13 protein-coding genes are annotated in these 13,309 nt (G+C 60.3%); 11 read left to right on the forward strand and 2 right to left on the reverse strand.

Annotated elements, in window-relative coordinates; translation table 11 throughout:
- Positions 1-861, forward strand: a complete 861-nt coding sequence (locus tag ACFWAD_RS21125) for a hypothetical protein (protein ID WP_378547362.1) — start codon at positions 1-3, stop codon at positions 859-861.
- Positions 862-999: 138 nt separating this feature from the next.
- On the forward strand, positions 1,000-2,160 hold the full coding sequence (locus ACFWAD_RS21130; protein WP_378547365.1) for a CaiB/BaiF CoA transferase family protein: 1,161 nt from the start codon (positions 1,000-1,002) through the stop codon (positions 2,158-2,160).
- On the opposite strand, the gene ACFWAD_RS21135 is transcribed toward ACFWAD_RS21130, so the two are convergent.
- Positions 2,157-2,765 (reverse strand): TetR/AcrR family transcriptional regulator, encoded by a 609-nt coding sequence (locus ACFWAD_RS21135; protein WP_378535617.1) that lies wholly within the window; start codon positions 2,763-2,765, stop codon positions 2,157-2,159. The two genes, ACFWAD_RS21130 and ACFWAD_RS21135, sit on opposite strands and share 4 nt — an antisense overlap.
- A gap of 114 nt (positions 2,766-2,879) precedes the next feature.
- On the opposite strand from ACFWAD_RS21135, the gene ACFWAD_RS21140 reads away from it, so the two are divergent.
- The 6 genes from ACFWAD_RS21140 (at position 2,880) to ACFWAD_RS21165 (ending at position 9,136) form a co-directional block, all read left to right on the forward strand.
- Positions 2,880-4,436: a long-chain fatty acid--CoA ligase gene (locus ACFWAD_RS21140; RefSeq protein ID WP_378547368.1), complete on the forward strand. Its 1,557-nt coding sequence runs from the start codon at positions 2,880-2,882 to the stop codon at positions 4,434-4,436.
- 12 nt (positions 4,437-4,448) lie between these two features.
- Positions 4,449-5,633, forward strand: coding sequence for an acyl-CoA dehydrogenase family protein (locus ACFWAD_RS21145; RefSeq protein ID WP_378535613.1), 1,185 nt, complete (start codon positions 4,449-4,451; stop codon positions 5,631-5,633).
- Between the two features lie 100 nt (positions 5,634-5,733).
- Positions 5,734-6,063, forward strand: coding sequence for a YidH family protein (locus ACFWAD_RS21150; RefSeq protein ID WP_378547370.1), 330 nt, complete (start codon positions 5,734-5,736; stop codon positions 6,061-6,063).
- On the forward strand, positions 6,060-6,392 hold the full coding sequence (locus tag ACFWAD_RS21155; RefSeq protein ID WP_378547373.1) for a DUF202 domain-containing protein: 333 nt from the start codon (positions 6,060-6,062) through the stop codon (positions 6,390-6,392). The genes ACFWAD_RS21150 and ACFWAD_RS21155 overlap by 4 nt, the downstream gene beginning before the upstream one ends.
- A 132-nt stretch (positions 6,393-6,524) precedes the next feature.
- Complete coding sequence (locus tag ACFWAD_RS21160) at positions 6,525-7,850, forward strand: MFS transporter (protein ID WP_378547376.1); 1,326 nt, start codon at positions 6,525-6,527, stop codon at positions 7,848-7,850.
- 74 nt (positions 7,851-7,924) lie between these two features.
- A complete protein-coding gene (locus ACFWAD_RS21165; protein ID WP_378535604.1) occupies positions 7,925-9,136 on the forward strand; it encodes a serine hydrolase domain-containing protein in 1,212 nt (403 codons plus the stop codon).
- Between the two features lie 13 nt (positions 9,137-9,149).
- On the opposite strand, the gene ACFWAD_RS21170 is transcribed toward ACFWAD_RS21165, so the two are convergent.
- Positions 9,150-10,526, reverse strand: coding sequence for a wax ester/triacylglycerol synthase family O-acyltransferase (locus ACFWAD_RS21170; RefSeq protein WP_378547379.1), 1,377 nt, complete (start codon positions 10,524-10,526; stop codon positions 9,150-9,152).
- Positions 10,527-10,911: 385 nt separating this feature from the next.
- Between ACFWAD_RS21170 and ACFWAD_RS21175 the strand changes: the two genes are divergently transcribed.
- From ACFWAD_RS21175 to ACFWAD_RS21185, 3 genes are all read left to right on the forward strand, one after another.
- Positions 10,912-11,784 (forward strand): hypothetical protein, encoded by an 873-nt coding sequence (locus ACFWAD_RS21175; protein WP_378547381.1) that lies wholly within the window; start codon positions 10,912-10,914, stop codon positions 11,782-11,784.
- A 72-nt stretch (positions 11,785-11,856) separates the two neighbouring features.
- On the forward strand, positions 11,857-12,645 hold the full coding sequence (locus ACFWAD_RS21180) for a hypothetical protein (protein WP_378547384.1): 789 nt from the start codon (positions 11,857-11,859) through the stop codon (positions 12,643-12,645).
- A 49-nt stretch (positions 12,646-12,694) separates the two neighbouring features.
- The gene (locus tag ACFWAD_RS21185) at positions 12,695-13,309 is read left to right on the forward strand and encodes a hypothetical protein (protein ID WP_378535596.1); all 615 of its coding nucleotides are present in this window, start codon (positions 12,695-12,697) and stop codon (positions 13,307-13,309) included.

Genomic DNA, 13,309 nt, shown 5'->3' on the forward strand with positions numbered 1-13,309 from the left:
GTGACCCTCGATGATGTCGCCGACGAACTGTACGGGCTCGACCCCGGCGAGTTCGTCGAGGCGCGTACACATCATGTGAAGGCTGCCCGTGACGACAACGACCGCACATTGGCGACGGAGATCGGAAAACTTCGGAAGCCGACCACCGTGGGATGGTTGGTCAATCTCATTGCGCGCGATCTACCGGAAGATCTGGATGCGCTTCTCGCACTCGGCGAATCGCTACGCGACGCCCAGCGCCATCTGTCGGGCCCGGACCTGCGCCGACTGACGACTCAGAGGCAGCAGGTGGTGCGGAGTCTCGCGCACAAATCCGGTGAGATTGCTGCTTCACGCGGAAAGAGCGTCGGCGAGGATTCGTTGCGTGATGTCGCGCAGACGCTCAATGCCGCCCTGGCCGACGAGGAGACTGCCGCGCAGGTTCGACTCGGACGGGTCCTGACCGCTGCGAGTTACAGCGGTTTCGGACCCTCCGGGCTCGCCGTGGTGAAGGAGAAATCACCGCAGCACGCCGCGGTTGAAGAGCCGCAGACTCCGAAGTCGAGAACTCCGGACCTGAAGGCCGAACGTGCCAGGGCAAAAGCAGAATTGAAGGAAGCCACGGCGCAAGCCGACGAGATCCGCCGCCGGGTGAAGGCAGAGACCGCCGAACTCGAGGAAGCCAGAACGACGATTTCCGACGTCGAACGTCGTGTTGAAGAACTGCGCGCCGAACTCGAGCACGCTGAGCAGCAACGACAGTTCGCACGGAACGCCGAGAAGACCCGTGATGCTGCGGTTCGAGAATCCGAGAAGGAACTCCGTGGCGCAGAGCGTCGCGTCGACGAAGCAGAACAAAACCTCGCCGCAATCAATTCATAGACATCCTGTTCATTAATCGATAGTCTGCCATTTATTGATCAGGTTGATCATCCTGGAATCCAGCAGCTACGAACAACGCCATGCCGATGAGGGTTTGGCGCTATCGGCTACTGCCTCGACAGTCTTCGGAGTGTGAACATGGACAGTGACACCGCGCCGGAATGGAGTTTCTTACACGGCAAGCGCGTTCTCGACCTCTCTCGACTTCTGCCCGGCCCGTTTGCGACGACGCTGCTTGCAGATCTGGGCGCCGACGTGGTCAAGGTCGAGGACCCGAGCCGCCCTGATCCCACCCGTATTGCTGGTGAACGGATGGCCTCGTTGAACAGGAACAAACGGTCGATTGCGCTCGATCTCCGCCTCGAACCCGATCGCGAGACGTTCCTTCGACTGGTCGAGACTGCAGATGCAGTGGTCGAGGGGTTCCGACCGCAGGTACTGGCACACATGGGACTCGGCTATGACGTACTACGAAAAGCCAACCCACGCATCGTATTATGTTCGATCACCGGCTACGGGCAGTCCGGACCTTATGCCGACAAGCCTGGGCACGAATTGAACTTCCTCGGCCTTTCCGGCTTTTTCGCAGTTCCCGGGTGCACCGACGGAGTCGTCACCCGCCCTGGCATCCGGGCCGGCGATCTGGTGGGTTCGATGTACGCGGCACTGTCCATCTCGGTTGCTCTCGCCAGCGTGGACAAGCACGGACGCGGACAACACATAGACATTTCCCTCGCCGAGGCTGCAACCGCCTGGTGCGCGCCTTTCGCGCTCATGATCCGAGATATCGAGAACCCTACCGATTCACCAACTGTCCAGGGAGACAATGACATTTTCGAGACTTCCGACGGTTGTTTGCTTTCACTTGCCACTTTCGAAGACAAGTTCTGGATCGAGTTCCGCACAGCATTCAGCGCTGAGTTTCCGGCACTGAACACACAGTGCTACGACGATCGACGGACTCGAACACAGCACAAGGAAGAGGTGCGGGAACTCCTGGTCACCACCATTGGTACGCGAACATATGAGTGGTGGGAAACATCGTTGACTGCGATCAATGCCCCGTGGGCGCCGGTGTTCACCAACGCCGGACAACTGATGAGCGATCCCCATGTCGTCGCTCGAAACCTGTTCTGCGAGGTCTCGAACGACGATGGAGGAAGCTGGCCTCAGATGAGATTCCCGGCACAATTCAGCTTGGGACTGAACAGTTTTCGACTTCCGACTCCGTACGTGGGCGAGCATACCGAGTCTGTTCTCAACGAAGCCGCCACGGAAGCGAACCGTGACAGCGACTAGTCCGCTTTCAATTCGCCATCGAAGCCCGAAGACCAGTAGCGACCCCGCAACGAAAGTTCGAGCAGCATCTCGGTGACTTCTTCCGGGGTCAGCGGTGGCGGGTCGGACTCGAGCCACCACTGCATGACCGCGATCTGTTCACCCACCCATGCCCGCGAGAGTACTTCGATGTCGATTCGCGGAGTAACTCCGAGCGCCTCCGCCCGTGCGGAAAATATCCGCACGGCGGCGACGCTGCGGTCTTCGACGAACTTTCGCAGCGCCTTGCCGTCCCCCTCACCACGCAGAATCACACGGTAGACGTCACGTTCCTCGGCGGCATGCCTGAACATCTCGAGCACGGGCTTGCCGGTGAATCCGATCGAAGACGCAGGAATGAGTGGACCGAGTCGCTCTTGTAAGTCATCGGCCAGATCGGACACGACTTGACCGAGCAGGTCGTCTTTGTCGGTGTAGTGGCTGTAGAACGTCGCCCGACCCAAATCTGCGCGGTCCGTGATGTCTTCGACGGTAATCCCCGCATATCCCCGTTCCAGAACGAGCGAGACCAAGGCATCCCGCAGCAATCGTCGGGTACGCCGGACGCGTCTGTCTTCTGGAGGCACTGGCTTCCCTTCCTTCGCACTGTTGTACGCAGCATAGTTCAACATTGACAGGACGATCGAATGTAGACAGACTGTCCATTAACATTCGTGATGTCAATTTTCTCTGGAGTGTTCATGAACCTCGGTACTTATCTCGCCCGAAGCGCCAGCTTCTACCCCGATCTCGAAGCCCTTGTCTGCGGCGAAGGCCGGTGGACTTACAGCGAGCTCGATACGGCCGCAAACCGTCTCGCGTCCGCTCTCGCAGTGACCGGGGTACGGCCCGGACACATGGTCGGAACCTTTGCCGGAAACTGCGGGGAGCTCGTGGTGACCGAAATGGCCTTGTACAAGGGAGGGTTCGTCAGGGTTCCGATCAACGCACGACTGGGCGCCGACGAACTCGCGCATATCCTCGCCGACGCCGACGTGCGTGTTCTCTTCGTCGACGCCGCCCACGCCGACATGGCGCTGAAGGTCGTCGCCGACGCCGGGCTGCACTGCAGGGTCATCGACTACGGCACTTCAACTCCCGGCGCGGACAGTTATCACGAGCTGACTGCAAGGGGCAGCGAAGACAACGTCGAGGTGGACGTCGACATTGACGCCCCGGCTGTCCTCAACTACACATCCGGATCCACCGGCAAGCTCAAAGCTGCGGTCCAGAGTCACGGCAACCGCTTGGCGAACATGCGCAAGCGACTGATGAGTCCGGAGGGCGCGCCGACTGTTGGTGATCGCTACCTCGCCCCCGGCCCGATCACACACGCCTCCGGCATGGTGATGCTCGGAATGTTCGCCAGGGGCGCTGCAGTGGTGATCCTGCCGGCATGGGACACGAGGACGTTCCTGCAGACCATCGAACGTGAGCGGATCACCACCACCATGGTGGTCCCGACGATGCTCAACCTGCTGATGGACCATCCGTCGGTTACCGACGTCGATCTGAGCTCTCTGCGCTGCATCGGCGTAGGCGCCGCGCCTGTTTCTCCACAACGGCTGCGTGACGCGGTAAAGCTGTTCGGTCCCATCGTCATCCAGGGGTACGGGCTCGGCGAAACGACCAGCGTCGTCACTGTTTTGACCGCTGAAGACGTGGTGCGCGGTATCGAATCCGACCCCGAGCTTCTTCTCTCGTGCGGTCGGCCGGCATACGACACCGATGTTCGAGTGGTCGACGACAACGGCGTACAGGTCCCGGCCGGCACGATCGGCGAGATCGTCGCCAGGGGTCCGGACTGTGTCCGCGAATACTTCCGCGAACCCGAACTGTCGGCTCAGACGTTCAAGAACGGCTGGGTCCACACGGGCGATGTCGGCTATTTCCGCGAAGACGGCTACCTGTTCATTGTCGACCGCAAGAAGGACATGATCATCTCGGGCGGATTCAACATCTACTGCAGCGAGGTAGAGGCAGCCCTGTACGAACATCCTGCTGTTTCCGAAGTATGCGTAGTCGGAGTTCCCGATCCGAAATGGGGAGAAGCGGTCAAAGCCGTTGTCGTGACCCGCGATGGCATTGACACCACCGCAATGGAATTGATCGCGCACTGCTCGACCCGTCTGGCAAGCATGAAGAAGCCGCGTTCGGTCGACTTCGCAGATTCGTTGCCCGTCAACCGAAACGGCAAGATCGATCGCCGCGCGATTCGCGCAACCTATTGGACCACCGCTGACCGTCACGTCAACTGACAGGAAAAACACATGTCATTCGCTCTCACTCCTACCTACGAAGACAACCCAAGGCTTCAATCGCTCGTCGAGCGTCTACGCGACTATCTCGACGGCGAACTCGCCGAGTACGAAGCCGAATTGGGTCTCACTCAAGAATCCCACTACATCCGTGAGACGCTCGAGCCAGTGTGGAGACGCAGCCGCGAACTCGGCTTCTACGGGATCCACCTCCCAACTGAACTCGGCGGCCAGAACCTCACCTTTACGGAACTCGCCGCGCTCAAAGAAGAGGTCGGCGCATCGCCGCGGGTCCTCGCGACGTCCGTACTCGGAGACATGGGCGGTCCACTCCGCGCGGGGTCGATCTTTCAGTACGCCACCGAATACCAGTTGGAAAAGTACTTGATTCCGGTACTGCGCGGCGAGAAGGCGTGCTGCTTCTCCCTCACCGAGAACGATGCAGGTTCAGACGTTCGCGGCATGCTCACCACAGCAACCCCGGACGGTGCCGGATGGCGCCTGAACGGCCACAAGGTGTTCTCGTCCGCGGGTCCCTTCGCCGACTTTTCGGTCCTGATCGCAAAGATGGCATCCGACGGCGACGGCCCGGATTCGTACTCTGCCTTTCTGGTCGACCTGGATTCTCCCGGCTGCACAGTGGCGGACGGTGACGTCCCGATGTCCGGTCAGCACATCGAAGCGGACATCATCCTCGACGACTGCTACGTGGGGCCGGAACAGCTTCTCGGAAATGTGGGCGAAGGCTTGCGAATCGGACTCGGCCGAGTCACGGTCAACCGGTTGTTGCATTGCCCCACCGTCCTCGGCGGAGCCCGCCGAGCGCTGGAACTGTCGGTGGAGTACAGCAAGACTCGCCAGGTGCAGGGCGCTCCTCTTGCGATGCTGCAGTCCATTCAACACAAACTCGCCGACATGGCGACGGACTACTACGCCGCGCGCTCGATGACCTACGACGCACTCGCCGCACTCGACGCCGGTCGAAGTCCTCGAATCGAAGCATTCATGTGCAAACTGTTCGTTGCCGAGAAGGCCTTCACCATCGCCGACCACGCAGTTCAGATTCACGGAAAGGCCGGGGTCATCCGTGGTTCGGAGATCGAATCACTGTTCCAGAGGTTGCGGATGTTCCGAATCCTCACCGGATCATCCGAGATTCAGAAGAATGGCATCGCGCGCCAATTACTCACCACCTGAACATCATTGATCCAAATGCGTATCCACTCCGTGCCCGCCAGGTCGTCTCCCGCTCGATGTGGCGGCCGGACGGGCACTCGACGCTCCAGAGGCAATCCCTGTGATCGAGAACGAACCGGACTACAGATTCAGCCTTGCCAACGAGCGAACTTTTCTGGCGTGGATTCGAACGGCGTTGGGGTTGTTGGCCGGCGGCGTCGCAGTCGGCCAATTCTACGGGTCTGAGAATGACAACAGCCTGAACAAAATTCTCGGAATCGTGTGCACTGTCGTGGCGTCAGCGATAGCGCTCGGCGCGCTCAGACATTGGAAAGCAGTCCAAACCGCAATGCGGCGTGATCAACCGCTCCCCAAGTCACCGATGATCGCGCTTGTCGTCGGCGGGGTGTGCCTGGTCGCCGGCCTGTGTGTAGGGATGACGGTGTTTTGACGGATAACGAGGTTGTGGCGGAGAACGAGCCGCCCGGATTGCAACCAGAGCGAACGGTGCTCGCCTGGCGACGCACCGCACTTTCCGCCTTGTCGGTGTCAGTGATTTCGGGCCGCGAAATCGTCCTGCACCCGTCAGTCCTATCCGTCGCAGTGTTCGTCACACTGCTCACCACGGCGGTCGGCGTCACAGTGGGCGCACGGGTGCGACATCGTCGATTCATTCTGAACCCCAGGGATTCTCGAGAAATGCCACTCGCCATCATGGCAACCCTGGCGGCCGGCATCGCGATTGCCGGACTCGGCTCCAGCCTTGTTATCCAACTTTGAACCATAGATAGACAGAGTGTTTATTTATGTATATTCTCTCCACTAATGCTCGCTGTGACTCAGTGCACAGTCGACCGCCGCGCGCAGCTACACCGCGCCACGAAATCATCGGCGTATTTCGAGAGGGAACCCATGACCACAGAAGTTGCGTCACCTACCCAGTTTCAACGCGGTCGCCGGGGAAAGAATCTCGCACTGCTGACCGGTTCGACGGCAATGGACAACGCCGAAAGCAGCGTGACGTCCGTGCTCTTCCCTCTCATGCGCGAGGCCATGGGATTGTCATCGGCGGCGCTAGGCACGATCGTTGCAGTGGCCAAGGCCGTCGGGGTCTTCACGGCAATCCCCTGGGCGTTCTTGGCCCGACGATATTCTCGTAAGTCGGTACTTGCCATCTGTTCAGGGTTCTGGGGTGTCTGGGTAATCCTGGCCGGATTGTCCGGCAGCTTCACTCAGTTTCTCGTCCTCTACGCGATCGGCGCCGCAGGTTTCGCCGGCGCCGGCTCGATTGCATTGTCCATCCTCGGAGATCTGTACGAGGACGCCAGGAGGGGCCGCGCAACGGGATTGGTATATGGCGGCGTCGCCGTCATCACCGGCGCGACCGCCCCGATATTCGGGCTTTTGTCGCGCTTCGAAGATGGATGGCGCTACGGATACATAATCACCGGTGCAATCTGCATCGCCATCGGTGTGCTGATCATGCTTTTCCTCGACGATCCTGAATCCGCCGACGCGCATGCACAGACGACCGCTGACGATCTCGGTGCCAAAGCAAGATTCTGGCGTGAAGGGATACGAGAGCTACTCGCTGTCAAGACATTCCGATACATACTCGTACAACGCGTATTCTCCGGTCAGAACGTCATCATGAGCTTCAGCATCGTATTTCTCGTCGAGGAGCACGGATTCACGACCGCAACTGCTTCGATCATCGCACCGCCCTTCGCAATCGGGTACCTGCTCGGCACGTTCGTCGGCGGACGAGTCAACGACGCCGTACACGTCAAACGACCCCGAAGCGGCCGCATCATCATGCTGCAGGCCAGCCAACTCGGATTCGCGGCCGCAGCACTGATCGCTACGCAGATTTCCTGGAACAGCATCGGCGTCTACGCGGTCTTGTTCGGGATCGTGGGCGTCCTTCAAGGTCAGGTTCCAGTGGTCAATCGGCCGATCATCATGGCTGTAGTCCGTCCGGAACTGCGAGCCCTGGCCTTTGCGGTTTCCGTCTCGACAGTCGAAGCGCTGGCCTACGCCGGATACGCTGTCTTGGTCGGAACCCTCGGCGACAGAATCGGATTGCAAGGCGCACTCTTCATCGTCACCGTAGTGCTGACCACCGTCAACGGGGTCGCTTCAGGCGCACTGTATCGCCCGTACGCCCGCGACAGCGCAGCCCTACTCGCCAAGGCATCCGCCAACCCCCTACATGAACAGAATGCGCTTCGGCACTAGGCAATTCAGGTCGCCAACTACGAACGCGGCAATCAACACTCCAACTCGGCAATCAAGACGGAAGAAGACCTCAGATGACACGAAACATCGCAACGGATGACATTCCCTGGGCGCGCGGATTCACCGACCCCGCCGATGTGCGCCAACAAGCCACAACCATACGAGAGATGGTTGCTACCCGCCGTGTGTGGCGCGGCGACGGACCCAAATGGACCCTCCCGACCGACGAAACGGATCTATCCGGTGTCACGTTGAACCTTCCGGATCAGCCGAAGCAGACGGTGTCCGAGTTCCTCGCGGGTGCGCATAGCGACGGTATCGCCGTGCTGCATCGAGGACGCATCGTGTACGAGAGCTACTTGCACGGTTGCAAACCGCACGAACCGCACCTCAATGCATCGATGGCGAAATCCTACGTCGGTTTGATGGCTGCACTGGTCGAAGCACAAGGATTGTTCGACCGCCAGGATCGGGCATCGAAGTTCATCCCCGAGTTGGCTGGAACTGCGTTCGGAGACAATCGGATTCAGGACCTTCTACACATGGGCACTGATGTAACGTACGGCGGTCGGCCGTTCTATCGCACCATCGAAGCCAGCCGTTTCTGGGCCGTAGTCGCCCCGAAGCTGCGCCCCGCAAATTACCGCGGACCGGAGACCATTCTCGAGCACCTCGCCACAGCACGCACCGCGGGCCCGACTGGCGTCGAATTCCGCTACGAGAACGGCAATGTCGAGACTGTCGGAGAAATACTGCGCCGCGTGACCGGCACTTCACTCGCCGAACTACTCAGTGAGCTGGTCTGGTCACGGATCGGGGCCGAAGAGGATGCGTTCTACATAGTGGACTCCGCCGGAACGGAGATGGCGGCAGGCGGATTCAGTGCGACCCTTCGAGACGTGGCCCGAGTGGGTGAGATGATCCGCTGTGACGGAGCCGTCGGGGACCGTCAGGTGATCCCGCCGAGTATTGCGCAATCTATGACCGCCGGTGTGCCCGCAGGCTATCCCTCGGAGGTCAGAAGCCCGCGTGCCGCTGTCGACTCACCCGCCACGATGAGCTACCACGACTACTGGTGGATTCTCAATGATCCGTTCGGATCGTTCATGGCAAGCGGAATCCATGGTCAGAGACTCTTGATCTCGCGCGACCTGGAATTCGTAGTCGCACATTTCGGAGCCCACATCCTTTCCCCCGCGATCGGCACTCCGGACTTCGTACCTGCGTTCCTTCAGATCGGCACTCATCTGGTGTCGAACGCTCGCGGAGAGGCCACCGCCGGCTGAGTTTCTCGTGCATTCAGCCTGCGGCAGATTCGAGCTCACCCAAGGATTCCTCGAGGTGACCTAGGAGTCGTTGCAAGTGGGGGACATTACGGCGGCAGCCGACCAGCCCGAACTGCATAGTGTCCGCGTAACCGATGACGGTGATGTTCATTGCCTGCCCGTCCAACGGAATCGACGCCGGATAGCAGCTCTCGAGCTTCGCACCGTTCCAGTATCGTGTCGTCGTTGGGCCTGGGACGTTGGAAATCACCAAATTGAAAACCGGACGACCGGTGATCAGTCGCGAGGACCCAGGAATCAGCGGTAACCCGAGACCCGCGACGTTCAACGCACTGAGAGCCGTGATCTGCAGGGGCGTCAGGCCCAACATCAGGGACTTGGCGCTACTCATCGAGTCGTGAACTCTCTGGAGTCGGGCCGCCGGATCCGCCAATTCGGTTGCCAGATCGCACAACACCGCACCTACGGCATTGCCGGAAGCCTCACCTGTTTCGCCTTTGCGAAGAGATACCGGCACCATCGCGATCAACGGTTTGTCCGGCAATTCGTCCAGTTCGATCAGATAGCGTCGTAGCGCGCCCGCGCACATGGCCAACACCGCATCATTGAGCGTCACGTCTGCCACGCAGCTGACCTTGCGCAGGCGCTCGATCGGCCACGACTGCGCGGCAACACGTCTCGCTCCGGTGATCGGGACGTTGAAGATCGATTTCGGAGCAGCGAACGGCAACGGCGCTACGTGGTCCTTCACTGCCGAGGCAGCAGCGTTCACTATCGCAGGGCCCACCCCGACCACATCTTGCACGGTGTCGATCACCGAGCCCACCCGCCTCTGCAGGTCCAGCCCGCGACTGGCTCGGACCCGACCGGAAGACGGGCGCTGCGCCCACGGCGGCATCGAATGCCGATCGAGCGGATCCGACGAGAGGCTGCGGTACCACGCTTGAACAGCGGACACACCATCCATGAGCGCATGGTGTGTCTTCATGTACACGGCAACTCGGCCGTCGGCGAGGCCTTCGATGACGTACGCCTCCCATAGTGGCCGATGCCGATCGAGCAGCGTGCCGTGCAGCATCGAGGTCAGTTCCAACAACTCGCGGACTCGACCCGGCCTGGGCAGCGCAAGCAACCGGACGTGATATTCGAGATCGACGTCCTCGTCCTCCGTCCAACGCACCGGCGCGAAGTTCGACAGGAACTGCACCGGCTTGCGACGAAAGAGGGGGCGGATCGCCTCGACGTCGGTGAGCGAACGGTAAAGCGATCTGGCGAATTCGCCGTCGTCCCCTTCCGGTGGAACGAATAGTGACAGTCCACCGACGTGCATGGGGTGCTCCCGTGACTCCATCAGCAGGAACATCGAGTCGAGCGGCAGCATCAGCGTCATGGCGATCCGTTCTCTCAGGCGGCTGACCGGTGCACCAGTCAGCCGCTGTTCGACAAGTTACTCGCCCTGACTCCCCACATTGATGACTCTGGCAAAACATTGACTACTCGATTTTGGCGGGAGTCTGATGTTCCGGTCGACGAACGCTATTTCGGCCGAAGCATTTCACGTCGATTCGCGAGTGAATGATGAGACACATAGCACTGCAACGAATTTCAATGCCCACGCCCACAAGTAGTAGCGGAGCCGATCGTTGTCCTACTTTTGTCGGAATTGTTGCGGATTGTCTGTACATCCAAGTCACACGTGACTACCGTCACTGATCATCACAATCCGACTGGTCGCGACGTCGCGACTCACGAGGTTGCATCCTAAGGAGAATTACATGTCCCGACGTTCAACGTCGCGTGGGCCTTTCAGCGCGCTCGCCACCGCAACTGTGCTCGCCACCGTCACTGCGATGGGAGCCTTGTCAGCAGGTATTGCAAGCGCCGCCCCAACTGCGGAGACTCCCTTCGGCGGTTGGGATTCATGTCCGATCGACAATCCCGAGACCAGCACCTGCATGGACGTCACAGTCACCGGCGGAAACATGAAGATCGGCAAGCTCTCCGTCAGTATCCCCGCCGGGGCGATGCGCATCGCCGGCGGAGTTGCCTACCGGGAGAATCCGGAGGCTGAATTCGGATTCGACCAAGTATTCATCCCGCCGAACGACAACAGTCGGGGGATCTACGCCAAGCCCATCGAGATCCCCGGCGGCGCACTCGGAATCGACCTACCGTTCAACAATCTCTTCGGATTGAACAAGGCCTCGGCCACCGTCGAGTCGACTTCCGCACTCCCTACCGTGGATGCATTTCAGCTTGGTGTGAAGCTACCCGTCAAACTGAAGATCGCGAACCCCCTACTCGGCGGCAAGTGCTACCTGGGCTCGGACAGCAACCCCGTCCAGCTCAACCTGGATGTGACCGAATACGGTGTCCTCGAGGAAGTTCCAGGTTTCCCGGACACCGCGGTCGTTCGAAACACCGGACACACCGGACAGCCCTTCGCGGTCCCGACGGCTTCGGGATGTGGCCCGTTCGGCGTGCTGAATCCCATCGTCAACTGGCGCGCCGGGCTTCCCTCGTCCACCACCTCCAACTCCCTGACCACAACGAGTGACGTCTACAACATCGGTGCCGACAGCCTCAGGCCTCAGCCGGCTGGCTCACCCGAGCCCGCTGCCGTCATCGCCGAACGTAGTGCCAACTAGCAATCCACCTCCCGACCAACCGGAACCGTCAGCGCCGAAAGATTTCTCACCCCGAACGGAGCTCACTTGTCCATGCGCACAATACGATTCAGAGCCGTGCTCGCTGTCGTCGCAGCAGGAGCCCTCACTCTCGGGGCGGTGTCAACCGCGACGGCGGCTCCGCTGCCCAACGCACCGTTCGGAGGTTGGGGAAAGTGCCCGATTGCCAATCCGGAGACAAGCACCTGCGTCGACGTCGTCGTCAAAGGCGGCGAAATGAACATCAACGGACTCAAAGTACCGATTCCTTCCGGCTCGTTGAATATCGCCGGTGGTGTCGCCTATCGCGAGAACCCCGACGCAGAATTCGGGTTCGACCAGATCTTCATTCCTCCCGCTGACGGCACCAAAGGCGTCTATTCGACCCCCATCGAGGTGCCGGGCGGGATCTTCGGACTCGGTATACCGTTTCCCGGCGGCCTGACCACTATCAAGGCGACTGTCGAGCCGGTCGCGTTGCCGACAGTCGACGCATTCCAACTCGGCGTCACACTTCCGGCCAGATTGAAGATTTCCAACCCTTTGCTCGGGGGAAACTGCTATCTGGGTTCTGCGAGTAACCCGATCATGTTCAAACTCGGAGTGTCCGAAAATGGTGTCCTCGAGGAAGTCCCAGGATTTCCGGATACCGCCGCCGTCAGAAACGTGATGCACGCCGACGAGACTTTCGCAGTACCGGGCGCATCTGGCTGCGGATTGTTCGGCGCATTGAATTGGGCCGTCAATCTTCGCGCGAACGTTCCGTCTTCAAGTGGTCACAACTCTTTGACCACCACAAGCGATGTGTTCAACATCGGCGCCGACAGCCTGCGGACGCAGTAGAGCAAGCACCGGCGACTCACGAAGTATCACCGACAACAAGGAGATATCGATGTCCCATGCAGTTCGCCGCACCACCTTCGTCACAGCTGCCGCAGCAGCCGCGATTGCAGTCGCAGCCGGCACCGCTCTGGCTTCGACCGTCGTCACTCCAGCGGGTCAAGCCGTGACTGCTTCTAGTAGCAATCTCAGCATCAAGACAGGAACGATCACACTTACCTGCTCCAGTACGACGGGCTCCGGAACCATCCCAGCGGCACCGGGTAACGCCAACACCGGCACCGGCGGGGTCAACGTCAATATCGGCACCCCCAGTCTGACCGGATGCAAAGCCAACGGTCTACCCGCCGTGGTCACGACCTCGGGCTCGTGGCTGTTGAACGTCTCGGCAGACACCGGATCGGCTCAGGGATCCCTCGTCATTCCTGCGGGAGGCGCAGTCGTCACGATGCCTGGATCAACATGCACAGTTACCGTCGGTGCCAGCACCATCGGACCGCTGCCGTTCGATGTTCCCAACCAGCGCGTCGTGGCAAGCAACACCGGCACTGTGAACTACACGCGTACCGGCACCGGGCCCGTCTGCCCCGCCGCAGCCACTGGCACGGCAACCATGTCCGGCACACTGCAGTTCGCGTCGGCCTCGCCGATCAACGTGACACCGTGA

This window comes from Rhodococcus sp. NPDC059969, assembly GCF_042738325.1.
GTDB lineage: Bacteria > Actinomycetota > Actinomycetes > Mycobacteriales > Mycobacteriaceae > Rhodococcus_F.